The organism is Pseudomonas sp. GM30, assembly GCF_000282275.2.
Classification (GTDB): Bacteria; Pseudomonadota; Gammaproteobacteria; order Pseudomonadales; family Pseudomonadaceae; genus Aquipseudomonas.
Map to the genome: position 1 here is coordinate 164,011 of NZ_AKJP02000011.1, position 18,891 is coordinate 182,901.

General features: G+C 59.8%; 20 protein-coding genes. 6 read left to right on the forward strand and 14 right to left on the reverse strand.

Annotated features, from left to right (window positions below):
• Positions 1–109: 109 nt before the first annotated feature.
• From PMI25_RS08455 to PMI25_RS08470, 4 genes are all read right to left on the reverse strand, one after another.
• Entirely contained in the window at positions 110–1,123 is a 1,014-nt protein-coding gene (locus tag PMI25_RS08455) for an ABC transporter substrate-binding protein (protein ID WP_007969341.1), read from the reverse strand.
• Entirely contained in the window at positions 1,120–1,647 is a 528-nt protein-coding gene (locus tag PMI25_RS08460) for a sigma-70 family RNA polymerase sigma factor (RefSeq protein ID WP_007969339.1), read from the reverse strand. Before PMI25_RS08460 ends, PMI25_RS08455 begins: the two co-directional genes overlap by 4 nt.
• A gap of 199 nt (positions 1,648–1,846) precedes the next feature.
• Positions 1,847–2,638, reverse strand: coding sequence for a phosphate/phosphite/phosphonate ABC transporter substrate-binding protein (locus PMI25_RS08465; RefSeq protein ID WP_007969338.1), 792 nt, complete (start codon positions 2,636–2,638; stop codon positions 1,847–1,849).
• Between the two features lie 155 nt (positions 2,639–2,793).
• Entirely contained in the window at positions 2,794–3,735 is a 942-nt protein-coding gene (locus PMI25_RS08470; protein WP_007969336.1) for a fatty acid desaturase, read from the reverse strand.
• A 324-nt stretch (positions 3,736–4,059) separates the two neighbouring features.
• On the opposite strand from PMI25_RS08470, the gene PMI25_RS08475 reads away from it, so the two are divergent.
• Positions 4,060–4,476: a GNAT family N-acetyltransferase gene (locus tag PMI25_RS08475; protein WP_007969334.1), complete on the forward strand. Its 417-nt coding sequence runs from the start codon at positions 4,060–4,062 to the stop codon at positions 4,474–4,476.
• A gap of 120 nt (positions 4,477–4,596) precedes the next feature.
• On the opposite strand, the gene def is transcribed toward PMI25_RS08475, so the two are convergent.
• The 3 genes from def to PMI25_RS08490 form a co-directional block, all read right to left on the reverse strand.
• Positions 4,597–5,136 (reverse strand): peptide deformylase, encoded by a 540-nt coding sequence (def, locus tag PMI25_RS08480; RefSeq protein WP_003227403.1) that lies wholly within the window; start codon positions 5,134–5,136, stop codon positions 4,597–4,599.
• 2 nt (positions 5,137–5,138) lie between these two features.
• On the reverse strand, positions 5,139–6,089 hold the full coding sequence (locus PMI25_RS08485; protein ID WP_007969331.1) for a YihY/virulence factor BrkB family protein: 951 nt from the start codon (positions 6,087–6,089) through the stop codon (positions 5,139–5,141).
• 162 nt (positions 6,090–6,251) lie between these two features.
• A complete protein-coding gene (locus PMI25_RS08490) occupies positions 6,252–6,443 on the reverse strand; it encodes a CsbD family protein (RefSeq protein WP_003227408.1) in 192 nt (63 codons plus the stop codon).
• 196 nt (positions 6,444–6,639) lie between these two features.
• Here PMI25_RS08490 and PMI25_RS08495 point away from each other — a divergent pair, with 196 nt between their 5' ends.
• Positions 6,640–7,017: a hypothetical protein gene (locus tag PMI25_RS08495; protein ID WP_007969330.1), complete on the forward strand. Its 378-nt coding sequence runs from the start codon at positions 6,640–6,642 to the stop codon at positions 7,015–7,017.
• A 211-nt stretch (positions 7,018–7,228) separates the two neighbouring features.
• Here the strand turns inward: PMI25_RS08495 and fadD1 are convergent, their stop codons facing one another.
• On the reverse strand, positions 7,229–8,926 hold the full coding sequence (fadD1, locus tag PMI25_RS08500; protein ID WP_003227414.1) for a long-chain-fatty-acid--CoA ligase FadD1: 1,698 nt from the start codon (positions 8,924–8,926) through the stop codon (positions 7,229–7,231).
• 362 nt (positions 8,927–9,288) lie between these two features.
• Positions 9,289–10,977 carry a long-chain-fatty-acid--CoA ligase FadD2 gene (gene fadD2 / locus PMI25_RS08505; RefSeq protein ID WP_007969329.1) on the reverse strand — a complete coding sequence of 563 codons (1,689 nt, stop codon included), beginning with the start codon at positions 10,975–10,977 and terminating at the stop codon, positions 9,289–9,291.
• Between the two features lie 241 nt (positions 10,978–11,218).
• On the opposite strand from fadD2, the gene PMI25_RS08510 reads away from it, so the two are divergent.
• Positions 11,219–12,163 carry an alpha/beta hydrolase gene (locus PMI25_RS08510; RefSeq protein WP_007969328.1) on the forward strand — a complete coding sequence of 315 codons (945 nt, stop codon included), beginning with the start codon at positions 11,219–11,221 and terminating at the stop codon, positions 12,161–12,163.
• 43 nt (positions 12,164–12,206) lie between these two features.
• Positions 12,207–12,677 carry a MaoC family dehydratase gene (locus PMI25_RS08515; protein WP_003227420.1) on the forward strand — a complete coding sequence of 157 codons (471 nt, stop codon included), beginning with the start codon at positions 12,207–12,209 and terminating at the stop codon, positions 12,675–12,677.
• Positions 12,678–12,818: 141 nt separating this feature from the next.
• On the opposite strand, the gene PMI25_RS08520 is transcribed toward PMI25_RS08515, so the two are convergent.
• Positions 12,819–13,286, reverse strand: coding sequence for a ferritin-like domain-containing protein (locus PMI25_RS08520; RefSeq protein ID WP_003227422.1), 468 nt, complete (start codon positions 13,284–13,286; stop codon positions 12,819–12,821).
• Positions 13,287–13,491: 205 nt separating this feature from the next.
• Between PMI25_RS08520 and PMI25_RS08525 the strand changes: the two genes are divergently transcribed.
• Both PMI25_RS08525 and PMI25_RS08530 read left to right on the forward strand, forming a co-directional pair.
• Positions 13,492–13,728: a DUF3820 family protein gene (locus tag PMI25_RS08525; protein ID WP_003227425.1), complete on the forward strand. Its 237-nt coding sequence runs from the start codon at positions 13,492–13,494 to the stop codon at positions 13,726–13,728.
• A gap of 27 nt (positions 13,729–13,755) precedes the next feature.
• Positions 13,756–14,937, forward strand: a complete 1,182-nt coding sequence (locus tag PMI25_RS08530) for an aminotransferase class V-fold PLP-dependent enzyme (RefSeq protein ID WP_007969327.1) — start codon at positions 13,756–13,758, stop codon at positions 14,935–14,937.
• A 5-nt stretch (positions 14,938–14,942) separates the two neighbouring features.
• On the opposite strand, the gene PMI25_RS08535 is transcribed toward PMI25_RS08530, so the two are convergent.
• From PMI25_RS08535 to zwf, 4 genes are all read right to left on the reverse strand, one after another.
• Entirely contained in the window at positions 14,943–15,668 is a 726-nt protein-coding gene (locus PMI25_RS08535; protein ID WP_007969325.1) for an intradiol ring-cleavage dioxygenase, read from the reverse strand.
• 172 nt (positions 15,669–15,840) lie between these two features.
• Entirely contained in the window at positions 15,841–16,506 is a 666-nt protein-coding gene (locus tag PMI25_RS08540) for a bifunctional 4-hydroxy-2-oxoglutarate aldolase/2-dehydro-3-deoxy-phosphogluconate aldolase (protein WP_007969324.1), read from the reverse strand.
• A 17-nt stretch (positions 16,507–16,523) separates the two neighbouring features.
• A complete protein-coding gene (gene pgl, locus PMI25_RS08545) occupies positions 16,524–17,237 on the reverse strand; it encodes a 6-phosphogluconolactonase (protein ID WP_007969323.1) in 714 nt (237 codons plus the stop codon).
• Positions 17,224–18,690: a glucose-6-phosphate dehydrogenase gene (zwf, locus tag PMI25_RS08550; protein ID WP_007969322.1), complete on the reverse strand. Its 1,467-nt coding sequence runs from the start codon at positions 18,688–18,690 to the stop codon at positions 17,224–17,226. The genes pgl and zwf overlap by 14 nt, the downstream gene beginning before the upstream one ends.
• Positions 18,691–18,891: the final 201 nt, after the last annotated feature.

An 18,891-nucleotide genomic window follows, 5' to 3' on the forward strand; every position in this document is an offset into this window, starting at 1 on the left:
CGAGCAAGCTCGCTCCCACACTGGATTCGGGCAAGCCATGGACCCAGTGTGGGAGCGAGCTTGCTCGCGAAGGCGGTAGCTCAAACGCCACCGATCAAACAGTTGAAACTCAAAGCCCCGCCGTCACCTTGCTCGCCACCTCCCCCGGCACCCACGCCTGCCACACCTGCGGCTGGTCGCGCAAAAATGCTTCGGCGACCTGCCGTGGTGGCTGACGCTTTTCGCTCATCCCGGCCAGCGTCTGGTTCAGCAGATCAATCGGCAAATCGACTTTCTCGAAGAACGTCACCAGCTCCGGATACTGCGCCTTGAACGGTGCCGACACGCCTATCGCCAGGCTCGCCGGCATCGAGCGGGTGCCCTTGGGATTCGGGTTGCTGGCATCGGCCAGAGTCTTCCAGGCTTCGGCATCGAACGGCGGCTCTTCGAGCTTCACCAGTTTGAAGCGACCGAGCAACGGCGTCGGCGACCAGTAGTAGAACAGCACCGGTTTGCCGCGTTTGATCGACGACGCCACCTCGGCATCCAGCGCCGCGCCGGAGCCGGTGCGGAAGTTCACGTAGCTGTCAGTCAGCGCATAGGCCTTGAGCTTCTGGCTGTTGACGATCTCCGAGGTCCAGCCGGTCGGGCTGTTGAGGAAACGCCCACGGCTCGGGTCTTCCGGGTCGCGGAATACGTCCTTGTAGCGCGGCAGGTCGGCCACCGACTTCAGCTCCGGGGCCAATGGTTTGATGCCGCGCTCGGGGTCGCCCTTGATCACGTATTCCGGCACCCACCAGCCCTCGGTCGCGCCCTTCACCGTATCGCCTAGGCCAAACACCTTGCCTTCATTGGCCGCCTTGACCCACGCCGGGCTGCGCCCGGCCCATTCTTCGCCGATCACTTGAATGTCGTTTTTCGCCAGCGCCGCTTCCAGGCTGACGGTGCTGCCGGGCAGCGTATCGGTCGGGTAGCCGTAACCTTTTTCGACGATCAGGCGCAGCAATTCGGTGATGAAACTGCCGCTTTCCCAAGTGATGTCACCGAAGTGAATCGGCGCAGTTTTCTCCGCCGCCGAAACAGCGCCGACGCTCAGGCTCAGCGCCAGCAGCGAACGGCCGAGCAGGGTTTTGATCGATCTCATGCGGACCTCTTGTCTGTCAGGATTTGATTGGCGCTGTGGCGGTCGCACAGGGTCTGGGAACGGCTCATGTAAGCGCTGACCGAACGCTGGGAGATGCCCAGTTCGGCGGCAATTTGCGGGTAAGTCAGGCCATCGATCCGCGCCAGCAAAAAGGTCGAACGGACCTTGCCGGGCAGACGTTGCAGACTGTGGTCGAGGCGCTTGAGGGTCTGGCTCAGTTGGGCGATTTCTTCAGGCGAGATAGCGACATCGACGTCGATCTGCTGCGCATGCCGGCGCTCCAGATCCGCCCGGCGCCAGCGCTGATAGAGCAGGCGTTGGGCAATCGTGGTGAGCATGGCGCGGGGTTCACGTATCGCCGTGACACTGGGTGACTGGAGCAACTGCGCGAAGGTTTCGGCAGCGATGTCTTCCGCACTTTCGGCGTCGTGCAATTGCCGGCGCAGATAAGTGCATAGCCAGCGATAGTGGGCGCGGAACAGTGCGTCGAGATGATTGCGGTGAACGGTGTCGGCGCCGGACATAAGGGCTCCTGGGTAAGGGGTCGCTGAATGTCCGGTGATCCGGTGGCGCGATCGTAACAAGGCGCCTTATGCATTAATAAGATTTATATTTCATTTTTATATTCTATTTGGAGATATAAGAGCAAAAGATCGCAGCCTTCGGCAGCTCCTGCATTTGAAATGCGTTCAACCTGTAGGAACTGCCGAAGGCTGCGATCTTTTAGCGCAAGCGGCCATAACCCAACTCTTCAGCCTCACGCCGATAGTCGAGCAGAATCTGATAGTCGCTATCACTGGCGGGCAACACTTCAGGCAAACCAAGTATCTGCGCCACATCCGGCAACTCACCCAACGCCTGATTCATAACCCGGCGCAACTGTTCGATCTGCTCATCAGTGGCAGTCGCAACGGTGATAAACGGCAACGTCGGGCTGAACGCACTGCGCGTCACCACCCGCAAACCGCTGACTTCTTGCGGCGCATGCTGAGCGAGATAGGCATAAGTCACGCTGTCGATGGCCGCCAGATCGGCGCGCTCTTCACGCAGCCAGCGCAGACTTTCGCGGTGCGCCCCACTGATGCCGACCGTGGCGAAAAACTGCCCGTCGCGGTGCAATGGCGCCAGACGCTGGCGCAACAGGTTCATGCCGCTGTTGGAGTCTTCACTGTTGATCACCCCGCGACTGCCGCGAAAATCCGCCAGGGTTTTGCGCGCATCATCGGCACGGCAGAGGATCAGGCTGCAGTGCTTGCCGGCAGTGGCGTCGGGCATTTCGTAGCGCGGACGCCCGACGATGCGTACCTGATCGCGCAACAAGGTCATCAGGGGATAGCCGCAGGTCTGGGTCAGCAGCAGATCGGGGGATAACCAAAGCTCGGGGAGCGACAGGCTGGCGGCGTCCAGGCGGGAGCGGCCAAGGTGTTCGAGGATGCGGGAAATCCAGCGTTCGTTGGCCGCGCGAATGGGCTCGGGGGCGGTGTACATCAGCAGTTCGAGGTGGTGTTGGGTCATACGTTATTTCCCTGCAAATACTTACCCCTGTGGGAGCGGCGGTGCGACGATTCGACTTGCTCGCGAAAGCGGTGTGTCAGACACCAGACATGTCACTGTTCTACCGCATTCGCGAGCAAGCTCGCTCCCACAGGGGTTTTGTGGTGTTTTTGAGGTTAGTGGTAAGGATGCTGCGGACTGTCAATCGGCCTGAAGCCGTGCTGCCGCCACAACTGCCCATAACCCTGCACCACAAATCCGCCACTGCGCGCCACCCATTGCTCGCGGCGCATCCGATAGGCCGTCGGCAAGTCGTACCACGCCAGCCCCGGCAGGTCGTGATGCACCAGATGAAAATTCAGATTCAGAAACAGCCAGCGCCACGGCCAGCCGGCTTCATTGAGCACGGTACGCTGCTCCGGCTGTGCGTGCGGGCGGTGTTCATAGTAGGAGCGGATCATCGCGATCGACAGCGCCGGCACGCTGATCAGCAGCAGGTAATGCCAGACCGGCAATACGCTGTAGCGGGCGATGAACCACAGCATCAACACGGTGAAAACACCGTGGGTCAGCCACATCAACCAGGCCTGACGCTCACGGTTTTTCAGGCGTTGCAGTTCTTCGGCGGCCAGCGTCAGCAACGCCAGCGGCGCGCCGATCGCAAAACGCCCGAGCACGGTTTTGTTCAGCCAGTGCAGGCCTCGCTCAAATAGCGAACTGCCCTGCCAACGCGACGCTGTCAGGTAACGGCTTTCCGGGTCAACGCCGGGCACGGTTAGGTGTTCATCGCGGTGATGCAACAGATGGCTGTCGCGATACAAGGTGTACGGGTACCACACCGCAAAGGGTGCATAACCGAGGATTTTATTGAAAAGCACCGAGCGGGTCGGGTGCCCATGCAGCAACTCATGCTGCACCGACAGCCACACCACCAGCAGCGGAATCAGCAGCAATGTGCTCAAGCCGCGACCGAGCCAGACGCTGTTGAGGATGATGGCGAACCAGCCGCCGTACACGCCGATCAACAGCAGCCACGTCGGCCACTCGGTGCGGGCGGTGAAACGCTGGCGCAGGGTTTCGATCTGCTGGCGATGGTCGGCGTCGAAGTAATTCGGCATGGCGTGGCTCGGAACGGGAATCTTCCCCTTCTGTGCAACGAGGCCGGGCAATCTTGCAGATTATTTTTGCGCTGAAACGGGAGCCCGAGATCCGGGCTCCCGAAGGACGTGATCAATGACCGAAAATATCGACCTTCTTGGCTTTCTTCTCCGCACGTTTTTCAATGGCGGTCTTGGCCGGTTTCTTCTTCGCGGCTTTCTTTGAATCCATACCTTTGGACATGATGCGTACTCCACTCACAGGGATGTAGGCTCAGGTATACACCTATCGCGCGTCGCGCGTTCTTTTATAATCGACGCTTTGCCCGCCGCCAGTCCGATCCCATGCCCGATACCCAGTATGTCCTGCTCGACGAGCCTTTGTGGCCGTTGATGAACAAGTTTTACCGTAGCCACCAATCGTCGATGAAGGCGGTGCGCGACGCGCAGTTATGGGTTGCTCGTCGCGAGGACATCGTCGCCGCGCTGTGCTTGCGGCCGGTGGCAGGCGGGCACTGGTTGACCGGGTTGTTTGTCGATCCGGGTTGCCGTGAGCAAGGGATCGCCGCGCAGTTGATCGCAGCGGCGGTGAAGGATCTGCAGGAACCGGTGTGGCTGTTCTGCCATCCGGATTTGCGCGGGTTTTATGAGCGACTCCATTTCAGCTTTGACCCCGCCCTGCCCTATGCGCTGGCCGAACGGTTGAGCCGGTATGCGCGGAGCAAGCCGATGATTGCGATGGGGCTGACACCTTCGATCTGATGCGAATCCCAATGTGGGAGCGAGCTTGCTCGCGAAAGCGGCGTGTCATTCGATGCATTTTTCGCCAAGACGCATTCGCGAGCAAGCTCGCTCCCACAGGGTTTTGGGTTGTTAGCGAGATCAATCGTCAGCTGTGGGATCGAGATCCGGGAACATCACTTCGGTAAAGCCGAACTTGCTGAAATCGGTGATGCGCGACGGGTACAGGCGGCCGATCAGATGATCGCACTCATGCTGCACCACCCGCGCATGAAAACCCGACGCCACGCGCACGATCGGCTCGCCCTTGGGATCGAAGCCTTCGTAGCGAATCTGCTGATACCGATCCACCGCACCGCGCAGGCCGGGCACCGACAGGCAGCCTTCGAAGCCCTCTTCGGTTAGCGGACTCAACGGCGTGATCAGCGGATTGATCAGGATCGTCTGCGGCACCGCTTCGGCGTCCGGATAGCGTTCGCTGTGCTCGAAACCGAAGATCACCAGTTGCAGGTCGACGCCGATCTGCGGCGCAGCCAGGCCGACGCCACCGACGCTTTCCATGGTTTGAAACATGTCGTCGATCAGTTGCCACAACTCGGGGCTGTCGAACATTTCCGGCGGTACTGGCGGGGCGATGCGCAGCAGGCGTTCATCGCCCATTTTCAGAATTTCACGGATCATGGTCAGACTTCGTCAGTGTTCGGTTTCAGCGACTGGTCGCGGCCAAGCCCCGAAACGTGTTGTTTGGGATGTTCATCGAGTTCGCCGGGGACCTTCTCGCCCTCGTCCTTGCCCTCGCTGGACATGTGCTCGATCACCGCATTCATCTCCGCCCCGAGCAACAGCACGGCGGCGGAAATATAGAAATACAGCAACAGCACGATGATCGCCCCGATGCTGCCATACATCGCATTGTAGTTGGCGAAGGTTTTGACGTAGAACGCAAAGCCCAGCGAGGCGACGATCCACACCACCACCGCCAGCACCGAGCCGGGGGTGATGAAACGGAATTCCTGTTTGACGTCGGGCATCACGTAGTAGATTAGGGCCACGGCGACCATCATCAGAATCACGATCACCGGCCAGCGCGCAATCGTCCACACCGTCACAATGAAGTCTTCCAGACCCACCTGCGCGGCAATCCAGCCCATCACCTGCGGCCCGAGCACCATCAGCGCGGCGGCTACCAGCAACATGCCAGCAATGCCGACAGTGTAGAAAATCGACAGCGGGAAGCGCTTCCAGATCGGCCGGCCTTCGACCACGTCATACGCGGCGTTCATCGCGCTCATCATCAATCGTACGCCGGCAGACGCGGTGTACAGAGCGATGACGATACCGATGGAGAGCAAGCCGCCCTTGGACTGCTGCAACTGATCGATCACCGGGTTGACCTGCTCCAGCGCCTGCGGCGGCAATACCAGTTCCGACTGCAGGCGCAGCCAGGTGAAGAAGTCCGGCAGGTGCAGGAAACCGATCAGCGCGATCAAAAACAGAATGAACGGGAACAGCGAGAACAGCATCTGGTAGGCCAGTGCCGAGGCATAGGTCGACATCTCGTCGTCGACGAATTCAGTGACCGTGCGCACCATCACCCGGTGCAGTGGCAGACCTTTCATGTCCGGAAAAATCATTCGCGTCTCCTTTCGCCGCATTACAGGTTGAAGTCGTGGCGACTCAGGGGCGGTTTTTACATCACGGTAGTCTACTTGGCGACCCTTGGTGGCGCGCGCAAGCTTTTGACACAAGAACGGCCATCCCTGGATGGCCGCTCGTGTGTTTCGTTCAAGGCTGGATTACGCCTTGTCGACACCTTTCTTGATGGCGTCTTTGGCTTTGCCGACTGCTTGCTGGGCTTCGCCTTTTTTCTCTTGAACCTTGCCTTCGGCCTGCAGCTTGGTGTTGTCGGTGGCTTTACCGACGCCTTGCTTGACGTTGCCGACAGCTTCGTTGGCCATGCCTTTTACTTTATCGCCTGTGCTACTCATGGTGTTTCTCCTTGGTGCATTGAAGGGGAAAAGTCAGTACGTAATGATTGACCGGGCGGATTTGCCGCGAGTTTCATTTATTTTTGCCGTTCATTTCGTCGTGCCATGCAGGTTGGGCTTTATGTTTGCCCCGCAAGCCCCGAGAATGCGCACCTATGGGCGCCGTGCGCCAACGATCAGATCCCGCAGGAATGTTATGAAACTCGATAAAAAGCAGGCCATTGCCCGTCGCAACCAGGAACTGGGCGGCGCCGTGCTCGGCACCAACAACTGCCACTTCGCCGAATTGAACCGCAACCGCAACATCTGGTGGTTCGACCTGCCAGTGACGCGCCTGGCGGTCGGGCAATACGAGTGGATTCACCTGCTGATGCACACCCCGGCCACCGACGAGCTGCTGCACCTGAAAGTGCCGACCGTGTTCCTGCGGGAAAAGCTCGAAGGCCTGGTGATTCGCAACGAAGGCAAGCGCAAGGCGGCGTTGAGCCTGGAATTGAGTGCGGACAAGGATTCGTATCTGCAGGACATGCGCCCGGCGGGGACCAACGTGAATTTCGCGCCGTTCCGGCAGTAACCATGGCTTGTGGCTACTGGACTCTGTGGCGAGGGAGCTTGCTCCCGCTGGGCTGCGAAGCAGCCCCCATAACCCCGGGTCAGTTGAGTGCTGACACACCACATTCACCTGACTTACGACTGCTACGCAGCCGAGCGGGAGCAAGCTCCCTCGCCACAGGATTGAAGAACGCCGTCCAACAAAAAGCCCCGCATTCGCGGGGCTTTTTGCTTCAGGCGGCGGATTTCGCCTTGATCTTCTTCAGCTCTTCGTCACGCAACTCACGACGCAGGATCTTGCCGACGTTGGTGGTCGGTAACGCATCGCGGAATTCCACCGAACGCGGCACCTTGTAACCGGTGACGTTGGCGCGCATGTGCTCCATCACGGTTTCCTTGGTCAGGGTCACGCCCGGCTTGGCCACGATGAAGATCTTGATCGCCTCGCCCGACTTCTCGTCCGGCACGCCGATGGCCGCGCACTGCAACACGCCCGGCAGAGTCGCCAGCACGTCTTCCAGCTCGTTCGGGTAAACGTTGAAACCGGAGACCAGGATCATGTCTTTCTTGCGATCGACGATGCGCATGTAGCCATCGGGCTGGATCAGCGCGATGTCACCGGTCTTCAGCCAGCCTTCGCTGTCGAGGATCTCGTCGGTGGCTTCCTGACGCTGCCAGTAGCCCTTCATCACTTGCGGGCCCTTGACGCACAGCTCGCCGATTTCGCCCATGGGCTGCTCGACACCGGCATCGTCGATGACTTTGCACAGGGTCGACGGCACCGGAATGCCGATGGTGCCGATCTGGATGTTCTGGATCGGGTTGACCGTGGCCACCGGGCTGGTTTCGGTCATGCCGTAGCCTTCGCAGATCGAGCAACCGGTCACCGCTTTCCAGCGCTCGGCCGCGGCCAGTTGCAGGGCCATGCCGCCGGACAGGGTGACTTTCAGGTTGGAGAAATCCAGCTTGCGGAAACCTTCGTTGTTGCACAGTGCGACGAACAACGTGTTCAGGCCAACGAAGCCGCTGAACTTCCACTTCGACAGTTCCTTGACCATCGCCGGCAGGTCGCGCGGGTTGCTGATCAGGATGTTGTGGTTGCCGATCAGCATCATCGCCATGCAATGAAAGGTGAACGCATAGATGTGGTACAGCGGCAGCGGGGTGATCAGGATTTCGCAACCTTCATTGAGGTTGGAGCCCATCAGCGCCTTGCACTGCAGCATGTTGGCAACGAGGTTGCGATGGGTCAGCATCGCGCCCTTGGCCACGCCGGTGGTGCCGCCGGTGTATTGCAGCACCGCGACATCGCTGCTGTGCGGATTGGCTTCGGCCACCGGCTGGCCCTGGCCCTTGCTCAGCACGTCGTTGAACTTGACGGCTTTGGGCAGGTGATAGGCCGGGACCATCTTCTTCACGTACTTGATCACGCTGTTGATCAGCAGGCGCTTGACCGGCGGCAGCAGGTCGGCGACTTCGGTGACAATGACGTGCTTGACCCCGGTTTTTGGCACCACGGCTTCCGCCAGGTGCGCCATGTTGGCCAGGCATACCAGGGCTTTGGCGCCGGAGTCGTTGAATTGGTGTTCCATTTCCCGCGCGGTGTACAGCGGGTTGGTGTTGACCACGATCAGCCCGGCGCGGATCGCACCGAAGACGGCCACCGGGTACTGCAGAACGTTGGGCAATTGCACGGCGATTCGATCACCGGGCTGCAAGTCGGTATGCTGTTGCAGATACGCGGCAAACGCACCGGACAATTCGTACAGTTCACCGTAGGTGATTGTCTTGCCCAGGTTGCTGAAAGCCGGCTTGTTGGCGAAGCGTTGGCAGGATTGCTTCAACACTGCCTGAATATTCGGGTACTCGTCTGGATTGATGTCGGCAGCAATTCCAGCCGGGTATTTATCCTTCCAAAAGTCTTCGATCATGGAAGCCCACTCCTCAGCAACGCGAATTCTTCACCGCATTTGATGCGATTATTATTGGTGTGTGTTTTGTATTGGTGAATCTGGCTTTTCTACAGGCCGAGAAGTCACAAAGCGCGCCGAGAGTAGCAGCTTTGCCGAGGGCCGACTAGAGCCAAAAGCGGCCTCCATGGTCACTTTAATGACTCAAGACTTTCTAACGGTCATTTTAGAGCAAAAATCCTATACGACCCTGAAAGCCCCGGTTTTCCGGGACTTCACCGCCCAAAAAGCATCGCGGGCAAGCCCGCTCCCACAAGGTTGATGGAGATCCCTGTGGGAGCGTGGCTTGCCCGCGATCCGCGCAACGCGCGGCCATTCACCGATCAGGCGATATCGCGCAACTCCCGCCGTAGAATCTTGCCAACCGGCGTCATCGGCAACGACTCACGCAGTACGATGTGTTTCGGCACCTTGTAAGCGGTGAAATTCTCTTTGCAGTACGCCTTCAGTTCTTCGAGGCTGACCCCGGTTTCCCGCGCCACCACAAACAGCTTCACCGCTTCGCCCGAACGCTCGTCCGGCACGCCGATCACCGCGCAGTTGGCGACTTTCGGGTGGGCCATGACCACGTCTTCGATCTCGTTGGGGTACACGTTGAAACCGGAGACGATGATCATGTCCTTCTTGCGGTCGACGATGCGCACGAAACCGTCCGGGTCGATCACCGCGATATCACCAGATTTGAACCAGCCCTCGGCATCCAGCACTTCGGCAGTGGCTTCGGGTTTGTGCCAGTAGCCTTTCATGATCTGCGGGCCCTTGATGCACAACTCGCCGCGCTCGCCCATCGGCTGTTCGACGCCCTCATCATCGATGACCTTCAGCAGCGTGCCCGGCACCGGCAGGCCGACCGTGCCCAGCCGCGACTGTGTGCCATACGGGTTGGTGCAGGCCACCGGCGAGGTTTCGGTCAGGCCGTAACCTTCGGTGATGCGGCAACCGGTGATCTGCTCCCAGCGCTCGGCGGTGGCCTTGACCAGCGCGGTACCACCGGAGTTGGTCAGCTTGAGGCTGGAGAAATCCAGGGTCTTGAAGTCCGGGTGCTCCATCAGCGCGACGAACAACGTATTCAGGCCGAGCAACGCCGAGAAGCGCCAGTTCTTCAGTTCTTTGATGAAGCCTGCTATGTCTCGCGGATTGGTGATCAGCACGTTGTGGTTGCCAGAAACCATCATGCACATGCAGTTCGCGGTGAAGGCATAGATGTGGTACAGCGGCAGTGGCGCCACCATCACCTCCTGCCCTTCGCGCAGCAGCGGCTGACCGTCCGGCCCCAACTGCGCAAGACACGCGCGCACTTGCTGCATGTTCGCCACAAGGTTGCCGTGGGTCAGCATCGCGCCCTTGGCCAGCCCGGTGGTGCCGCCGGTGTATTGCAACACGGCAATGTCGTCGAGACCGACCTTCAGCGGCTTGATCCCCAGGCCGCGACCCAGGCGCAGCGCACTCTTGAACGAGATCGCCTGGGGCAGCGAATAGTCCGGGACCATTTTCTTCACTTTGCTGACCACGGTGTTGACCAGCCAGCCCTTGGCAGTGGGCAGCATGTCGCCCATCTTCGCTTCGATCAGGTATTGGATGTCAGTGTCCGGCAGCACTTCCTGGACCTTCTGCCCGAACATGTTCAGGTACACCAGCGCGCGGGCGCCGGAGTCCTTGAACTGGTGACGCATCTCGCGCGCGGTGTACAGCGGGTTGGTGTTGACCACAATCAGCCCGGCGCGCAAGGCGCCGAACACGGCAATCGGATATTGCAGCACGTTGGGCATCTGCACCGCGATGCGATCCCCCGGCACCAGATCGGTGTGGGCTTGCAGGTAACCGGCGAACGCCGCGCTGTAGCGTTCGAGTTCAGCGTAGGTCAGGGTCACGCCCATGTTGCTGAAGGCCGGCCGGTCGGCGAACTTCTTGCAGGAACGCTCAAACACCTCGATCACCGACTTGAACTCGCCCATGTCGATGTCCAGTGGTACGCCGGCGGGGCGTTTGTCATTCCAGAAATCAGGTTGCATTGTTCTTGTCCTCTTTACCTGAATCGATCCGGGAGCCGCTTTTCTGTGGTTTCGCGCTGATCCCTGAGGGCACAAAGCAAAAAGCGGAGCTTCACGGACACTAGCAGTTATGGCCATTGAGGCAAATATGGGCGATGGCGACATTGATCGTATGAATCTTCCTGCCGTGGCGTGAGCTGATCGGACGCGCTATACAATGCTACGACTGCGGGCCGATACCGCTCGATAAAAAGGAATTGCCATGATCCACCGAGGCTTTTGGCTGGACGCGAGTGACCGCAGCCGCCTGTTCGTCAACCAGTGGCTGCCGGCTGCGCCCCTGAAAGCGCTGATCCTGCTGGCCCACGGCATGGCCGAACACAGCGCGCGCTACGAGCGGCTGGCGAATGCGTTCTGTGAACAAGGCTATGGTGTGTACGCCCCGGACCTGCGCGGCCATGGCAAGACCGCCGAACACGGGACGCTCGGGCATTTCGCCGATGACGACGGCTGGTGCAAAGTGATCGGCGATCTGGCCAACCTGAATCAGCACATTGGCCAGCAGCATCCCGAGGTACCGATCATCCTGCTTGGGCACAGCATGGGCAGCTACCTCGCCCAGGGTTACCTGCTGCATCACAGCGCCAGCCTGCATGGGGCGATTCTCAGCGGTTCGAACTTCCAGCCGGTGGCGCTTTACGGCGCGGCGCGACAGATCGCCCGATTCGAAAAACTGCGTCAGGGTGGCAAGGGCCGCAGTGCGCTGATCGAGTGGCTGTCGTTCGGCTCGTTCAACAAGAAATTCAAACCGGCGCGCACGCCGTTCGACTGGCTGAGCCGCGACCCGGTCGAGGTCGATCTGTATGCCAGCGACCCGTTGTGCGGCTTTCGCTGCACCAATCAATTGTGGATCGACTTGCTCGGCGGCTTGCAGCAGATCAGCAAAGCGTCCAATCTCGCCCAGATCGACCCGGGCCTGCCGCTGCTGGTGATCGGCGGTGAATGTGATCCGGTGAGCGAAGGCAAGCGTCTGACAGATCTGGCCGAGGCATTGCGCGCGGCCGGCAGCCAGAACCTGCAACTGAAGATCTACCCGCAGGCGCGGCACGAATTGTTCAATGAAACCAATCGCGACGAAGTGGTTGCCGATGTGCTGACCTGGATCGACCAGGCGCTGAGCCATCGCCGCCCGCATCGCAGCGAATAATTTTTTGTGGATTCACTTTAATCCGTCACAGGAATCAAGACCGATGACCCAGGTTACCAACATCCCTTACGAAGCCCTCGAAGTCGGCCAGACCGCCAGCTACAGCAAGACTGTCGAAGAGCGCGACATTCAGCTGTTCGCCGCAATGTCGGGCGACCACAACCCGGTGCACCTGGACGCCGAGTTCGCTGCCGCCAGCATGTTCAAGGAACGCATCGCCCACGGCATGTTCAGCGGTGCGCTGATCAGCGCCGCCGTTGCCTGCGAACTGCCTGGGCCGGGCACCATCTATATCGGTCAGCAGATGAGCTTTCAGAAGCCGGTAAAGATCGGCGACACCCTGACCGTGCGCCTGGAAATCCTCGAGAAGCTGCCGAAGTTTCGCGTGCGCATCGCCACTCGCGTGTTCAATCAGCGTGATGAATTGGTAGTGGATGGCGAGGCTGAGATTCTCGCGCCGCGTAAACAGCAGACCGTAACTTTGCCGACGTTGCCGGCGATCAGCATTGGCTGATGGAAAAGATCGCAGCCTTCGGCAGCTCCTACAGGGGAACGCATTCAAATGTAGGAGGTGACGCAGGCTGCGATCTTTTGCTTTCCCCTCACGCATAAAAAAACGCCAGACCAGCTGGCGTTTTTTGTAACCTGCGAACGCTTACGAACGAGCGCGAGCCTGGTTACGCAGGGCTTTCACCTGGTCGTGGTTACGCTGCACGCCGTGGTACTGACGCTCAACCAGGTCACGAATACCGACCAGACCGTGCTTGTTGATTTTCTCGATGGCTTCACGATAAGCCTTCAGCGCATGGTCTTCACCGCGCTCGGCTTCGTTCAGTACAGCCTCTTCGTCCTTGCCAGTGAACATGGCTTTGACGTCGACCCAGCGACGGTGCAGGTCACCGCTGACGCTGGTGGAGGTTTCCGGATCGCCGCCCAGTTTACGCACTTCAGCCTGCAGTTCAGCGGCGGCAGTCGCGCAATCGGCAGAACGGGTCACGAACAGGGTTTTCAGTTCTGGGTGCTTGATGTCTTCAGCGCAAGTCTTGAACCCTTCCTGGCCGTCCTTGCAGGTTTCGATCAGGTCGTTGAGTACAGAGATGGCTTCTTTATTCATGTCAGTCATTTTTCAATTCCTTGCGGTTGGTTGAAGATGCAAGGGTTATTGCAGTGTGCGTGCCAGCTTTTCATTCAAAAATAAATCGTTATATTTCAATAAGTTAAAGATATTTGAACTATCTGTATCACGGTTATTTGCATGATCTGTCATTTGGCCTGCATGCAGAATGCCTGTATTTTCCTGACTGACTGAATCCAGATGATCACCACTGATGAATCCTGAAAAACTTGAACTGCTGATCACCCGTGAAATGCCCTTCGGCAAGTACAAGGGCCGGATCATTGCGGACCTGCCGGGGCCTTACCTGAACTGGTTTGCCCGCGAAGGTTTTCCCCACGGCGAACTCGGCGGACTGCTGGCGCTGATGCAGGAAATCGACCACAACGGCCTGTCGGATCTGCTCGAACCGTTACGCGCCAAACATGGCAAACCTGCCCCGCGCCACTGAAGCGCCCTCCTCCCAAGAGCCTCGACCATGCCTGACAACACCCGCCGCGCCCGTGACGAAGCTTTCTGGCAAACCTTCGCCGATCGCTACGAAGCGCAAACCGGCCCGCTGAACCTGGAGAACGGTTACTTCGGGCGCATGTCGCGCACAGTGATCGAGGACTACCAGCGCAACATCGAGCTGATCAACACCCGCAACTCGGTGTACGTGCGCCAGCGTTTCGAACAGCACGACAGCCTGGAGATCCGTGCGCAACTGGCCGAGACCATCGGTGTGCGCGCGCAGAGCGTGGCATTCACCCGCAACGCCAGCGATGCGCTGCAATCGCTGATCCGCAATTACAATCGCCTGCTTCCGGGCGATCAGGTGCTGATCAGCGATCTGGAATACGACACGGTCAAGGGCGCGATGCGCTGGCTGTCACGCCATCGCGGCGTCGACGTGATCGAGATCAATCATGCGCATCCGGCGAGTTTCGACAGCCTGCTGGACAGCTACCGCGAAACCTTCATCCGCTATCCGAAACTCAAGCTGATGGCTCTGACCCATGTCACCCACCGTACCGGTCTGGTGATGCCGGTGCAGGCCATCGCCGCGCTGGCGAAACAGCATGGCGTGGACATCATCCTCGACGGCGCTCACGCCCTCGGTCAGATCGAGTTCAATCTCGAAGCGATGGGCATCGCCTTCGCCGGTTTTAACCTGCACAAGTGGATTGGCGCGCCATTGACCCTGGGCTTTCTGTACATCGCCCCGCAGCGTCTGGCCGACATCGACCCGGACATGGGCGAAATGCACTTCCCCGCGAGCGACATCCGCGCCCGCACCCCGTACAGCACGCCGAACATTCCGGCGCTGATGTCGCTGCCGCTGGTGTTCGAGGAGCACCGTTCGCTCGGTGGTGCGGCGGCCAAAGGGGCGCGACTCAATTACCTGCGCAACCTGTGGGTCAGCGCGGTGCGCCACCTGCCGGGGATCGAAGTGATGACCCCGGATGATCCGCGCCTGTATTGCGGGATCACCTCGATGCGTTTCACTCGCCACGCCGATCAACAGGCAATGGTCGAGCGCCTGCTCAACGAGTACAACCTGTTCACTGTGGTGCGCAACGGCGCAGCGAGCGGGCCGAGCATCCGCATCACGCCGGGGCTGACCACTACTGCGGATGACATGCAGTTGCTGACCCGTGCACTCAACGAGCTGCGCTGATCCGCTCACACGGTGAACTTGTCGAAGTCCTCGGGCTTGATCTGCGACGAGGCGGCAAAGGTGTCGATGCCGATGGTCAGGTGGCCGAAAAATCCGTCCTCGTGAGAGTCGCGGCCGATCGGCCACACGGTCAGGGTCGACCCCTCGCCGCCCATGTTGGCGTAGTAGCTGTCGTCGGCATTGTTCAACGGTGCCGAGGCACGCCCACGATAGTCCCGGGCATTGAGCACCGCGCGTGACACCACTTCGGGAAAATACAGCTGACCGACCCAGGCCACGTTGCGCTCCTCCAGATATTCACTGCCGCTGACCATGCGCACCGCCACATGAATGTGCAGCGCCCGACCGGCATAGAACCCCGGATAGATGGTGGTGAAGCGCACCCGCCCCTGCTGATCGCAGAACTGGCTGCCGCGCAGGTAAGTGTCATCGTCGGTGCGCGGCACCGAGCCGATGGCATCGGAGTCGACCTCCAGATCCGGATTGATCCGGCTCCACCCCGAATAGGCGCCCCGTGCATTGCAATGCCAGATATCCACCAGTGCCCCGCTCACCGGCTGACCGGTCATCGCGTCGACGATGCTCAGGCGCAGCAGCAAGGGCAGGCCTTCGGCGCCTTCGCTGATGTTGCGCCGCAGCAACTTCGGATTGCGGAAGTAAGGCCCGGCGATCTGCTCGGGGGCCAACTGGTAGATTGATGATGACGATGCGGTTGAAGTATCTGGTTCCATGACGCGTTCTCTCTTCCATAAGAGAACGCAGATTAACGGCGCACGAGCCCCGTAGTGCGGTAACTATGTATCGCGCCATTTCTCAAGGCATTGTTGCGGGCAAAAAAAACGGTGCACCGACCAAGCGCACCGTAAAGCCGTAGAACACACAACGAAGTGTCAGGTAAAACTTTTAGTCGAGCAGCGCCAGAGCCTCGGCGGTGCATTCCTGAATGCGCGCCCAGTCGCCATTCTTGATCCACTCGGGATCGAGCATCCAGCTGCCGCCCACGCACATGACGTTTTTCAGCGCCATGTAGCTCTTGATGTTGGCCGGGCCGACGCCGCCAGTCGGGCAGAATTTCACTTCGCCGAACGGGCCGCCGAGGGCCTTGATTGCCGCAACGCCGCCGCTGACTTCTGCCGGGAACAGCTTGAAGCGGCGATAACCCAGGCCATAGCCTTCCATGATGCCGGAAGCGTTGCTGATGCCTGGCAACAGCGGAATCGGGCTGTCGACGCTGGCTTCGAGCAGGTCACGGGTGATGCCCGGGGTGACGATGAACTGCGAACCGGCCGCTTCGGCAGCGGCAAGCATGTTGCGATCAAGCACGGTACCAGCACCGGTCACCAGTTCCGGACGCTGCTCACGCAGGATCTGGATCGCCTTGAGACCGAACTGCGAACGCAGGGTCACTTCCAGCGCGGTCAGGCCACCGGCGGCCAGAGCGTCGGCCAATGGCAGCACGTCCTGTTCACGGGCAATGGTGATCACTGGCAGGATCCGCGCCTTGGCGCAGAGGCTGTCGATCAGGGCAACTTTGTCCGCCATGGAAACGGTCGGGGATGGGGTTGTCATAGCGGCTGTTCCTTGGCTCATGGGCACCAGTAAATCTCTAGCGTGGGTTGCAGAAACGCGCGTACCGGCATGGCCGCGACGTCGTCGGATGCCAGTGCGGCATTCAGGGTGGTCAGTTTCGATTGACCGGAAATCGACAGAATCTTGTGCTTGGCCGAAGCCAGCAGCGCGCGGCTCATGGTCAGGCGTTGACGCGGCACACTCGGCGCCAGCATCGGCCAGCAGCGACGGCTGCCGTCAGTCTGCAAGGCTTCAGTCAGGTTCGGGCTGTCAGGGAACAGCGACGCTGTGTGACCGTCATCGCCCATGCCCAGCACCAGCACGTCAATCGGTGGCAGTTCGGCGAGCAGACGGTCGGCCTGTTCCGCAGCCTGCTCGACGTTGGCCGCCGCGCTGTAGAGGCTGAGGAACTGCGCCTTGGCGGCCGGCCCTTTGAGCAGGTACTGCTTGAGCAGGCCGGCGTTGCTGTCGGCGTGTTCAATCGGTACCCAGCGTTCGTCGGCGAGGGTCACGACGACCTTCGACCAGTCCAGCTCCTGCTTGGCCAGGTGCTGAAAAAACGCCACCGGGCTGCGTCCGCCAGAGACCACCAGCACCGCGTTGCCACGTGCGGCGATCGCTTCGCTCAGTTGCTTGGCAACGTTCAGTGCCAGGCCTTCGGCCAACAGCACCGGGCTCTTGAATTGGTGGGCATTCACGCCCGCCGGCAGTTTCACATCAGATATCGCCATACCACGACCTCCCGTCCCGCGTGATCAGTGCAATCGAGCTCATCGGCCCCCACGACCCGGCCGCATACGGCTTGGGCGCGTCACCGGATTTTTTCCAGCCGGCGATCAACTGGTCACACCACTTCCACGCGGCTTCGATTTCATCTTTACGGACAAACAGGTTCTGATTGCCGTTCATCACTTCCAGCAACAACCGCTCATAGGCATCGGGGATCCGTGCGCTGCGCCAGGTGTCGGAGAAATTCAGTTGCAGCGGACCGCTGCGCAACTGCATGCCCTTGTCCAGGCCCTGCTCCTTGGTCATCACCCGCAAGGAAATGCCTTCGTCCGGTTGCAGACGGATGATCAGTTTGTTGCTGATCTGCAGGCGTTGCTCCGGCGCGAAAATGTAGTGCGACGGTTCCTTGAAGTGGATGACGATCTGCGACAGCTTCTGCGGCATGCGCTTGCCGGTACGCAGGTAGAACGGCACGCCGGCCCAGCGCCAGTTGCGGATGTCGGCACGCAGAGCGACGAAGGTTTCGGTGTCGCTCTGGGTGTTGGAATTCGGTTCTTCGAGGTAGCCCGGCACGGACTTGCCTTCGCTGTGCCCGGCGATGTACTGGCCGCGCACCACCTGAGTGGTCAGGCCTTCCGGGCTGATCGGTGCCAGCGCCTTGAGCACCTTTACCTTTTCATCACGGATGCTGTCGGCGGACAGGTCGGCCGGCGGGTCCATGGCGATCAGGCACAGCAGCTGCAACAGGTGATTCTGGATCATGTCGCGCAGTTGGCCGGCCTTGTCGAAATAGCCCCAACGGCCTTCGATACCGACCTTCTCGGCCACGGTGATTTCCACGTGGGAGATGTAATTCTGGTTCCACTGGGTTTCGAACAGACTGTTGGCGAAACGCAGGGCGATCAGGTTCTGGACGGTCTCTTTGCCCAGGTAGTGGTCGATGCGGTAGGTGCGGTTCTCCGGGAAGAATTGCGCCACGGCGTCGTTCACTTTGCGCGAGGATTCCAGATCGGAGCCGATCGGCTTTTCCAGGACCACGCGAGTGTTTTCCGCCAGACCGACTTTCGCCAGGTTTTCGCAAATCGCGCCGTACACCGCCGCCGGGGTGGCGAAGTAGGCAATCATGCGTTGTGCAGTACCGGCGGCTTCCGCCAGTGCTACGTAATCTTCAGCCTTGAGGAAGTCGACGTGCAGGTAGCTCAGGCGCGCCAGAAAGCGCTCGGCTACGGCCTCGTCCAGCTCTTTACCGACGTAACGGCGCAGTTCGGCGGCGATGAATGCCAGGTGCTGCTGCTCGGAGCCAGGTTCACGGGCCAGCGCGATGATCCGCGTGTCCTCGTGCAACAGGTCGGCGCCATCGAGGTGATAAAGGGCAGGAAACAGCTTGCGCAGGGCCAGATCGCCCAGAGCGCCGAACAAGGCAAAGGTGCACGGTTCAACCGTAATCGAAGGCATGATGTTTGTTCTTTTATCAAGTTAAGCTACAAATACCTTTTTTCAAGGCATCACTCAAGGGAAAATGTAGTAATAACCACAACATTTTCGCAAAATACAGATTCCGAGTGGTGGTCGGTCGGAGCCATCAGTAGGATAGGCCACCGTTACGGGCCACATCAAAGGCCCAATTTGCATAGCCCGGCGCACCTTTGCGCAGGT

Coding starts and splice junctions, on each gene's coding strand:
- PMI25_RS08455 (WP_007969341.1), bottom strand. CDS start 1,123: ATGAGATCGATCAAAACCCTGCTCGGCCGTTCGCTGCTGGCGCTGAGC.
- PMI25_RS08460 (WP_007969339.1), bottom strand. CDS start 1,647: ATGTCCGGCGCCGACACCGTTCACCGCAATCATCTCGACGCACTGTTC.
- PMI25_RS08465 (WP_007969338.1), bottom strand. CDS start 2,638: ATGACCCAACACCACCTCGAACTGCTGATGTACACCGCCCCCGAGCCC.
- PMI25_RS08470 (WP_007969336.1), bottom strand. CDS start 3,735: ATGCCGAATTACTTCGACGCCGACCATCGCCAGCAGATCGAAACCCTG.
- PMI25_RS08475 (WP_007969334.1), top strand. CDS start 4,060: ATGCCCGATACCCAGTATGTCCTGCTCGACGAGCCTTTGTGGCCGTTG.
- def (WP_003227403.1), bottom strand. CDS start 5,136: ATGATCCGTGAAATTCTGAAAATGGGCGATGAACGCCTGCTGCGCATC.
- PMI25_RS08485 (WP_007969331.1), bottom strand. CDS start 6,089: ATGATTTTTCCGGACATGAAAGGTCTGCCACTGCACCGGGTGATGGTG.
- PMI25_RS08490 (WP_003227408.1), bottom strand. CDS start 6,443: ATGAGTAGCACAGGCGATAAAGTAAAAGGCATGGCCAACGAAGCTGTC.
- PMI25_RS08495 (WP_007969330.1), top strand. CDS start 6,640: ATGAAACTCGATAAAAAGCAGGCCATTGCCCGTCGCAACCAGGAACTG.
- fadD1 (WP_003227414.1), bottom strand. CDS start 8,926: ATGATCGAAGACTTTTGGAAGGATAAATACCCGGCTGGAATTGCTGCC.
- fadD2 (WP_007969329.1), bottom strand. CDS start 10,977: ATGCAACCTGATTTCTGGAATGACAAACGCCCCGCCGGCGTACCACTG.
- PMI25_RS08510 (WP_007969328.1), top strand. CDS start 11,219: ATGATCCACCGAGGCTTTTGGCTGGACGCGAGTGACCGCAGCCGCCTG.
- PMI25_RS08515 (WP_003227420.1), top strand. CDS start 12,207: ATGACCCAGGTTACCAACATCCCTTACGAAGCCCTCGAAGTCGGCCAG.
- PMI25_RS08520 (WP_003227422.1), bottom strand. CDS start 13,286: ATGACTGACATGAATAAAGAAGCCATCTCTGTACTCAACGACCTGATC.
- PMI25_RS08525 (WP_003227425.1), top strand. CDS start 13,492: ATGAATCCTGAAAAACTTGAACTGCTGATCACCCGTGAAATGCCCTTC.
- PMI25_RS08530 (WP_007969327.1), top strand. CDS start 13,756: ATGCCTGACAACACCCGCCGCGCCCGTGACGAAGCTTTCTGGCAAACC.
- PMI25_RS08535 (WP_007969325.1), bottom strand. CDS start 15,668: ATGGAACCAGATACTTCAACCGCATCGTCATCATCAATCTACCAGTTG.
- PMI25_RS08540 (WP_007969324.1), bottom strand. CDS start 16,506: ATGACAACCCCATCCCCGACCGTTTCCATGGCGGACAAAGTTGCCCTG.
- pgl (WP_007969323.1), bottom strand. CDS start 17,237: ATGGCGATATCTGATGTGAAACTGCCGGCGGGCGTGAATGCCCACCAA.
- zwf (WP_007969322.1), bottom strand. CDS start 18,690: ATGCCTTCGATTACGGTTGAACCGTGCACCTTTGCCTTGTTCGGCGCT.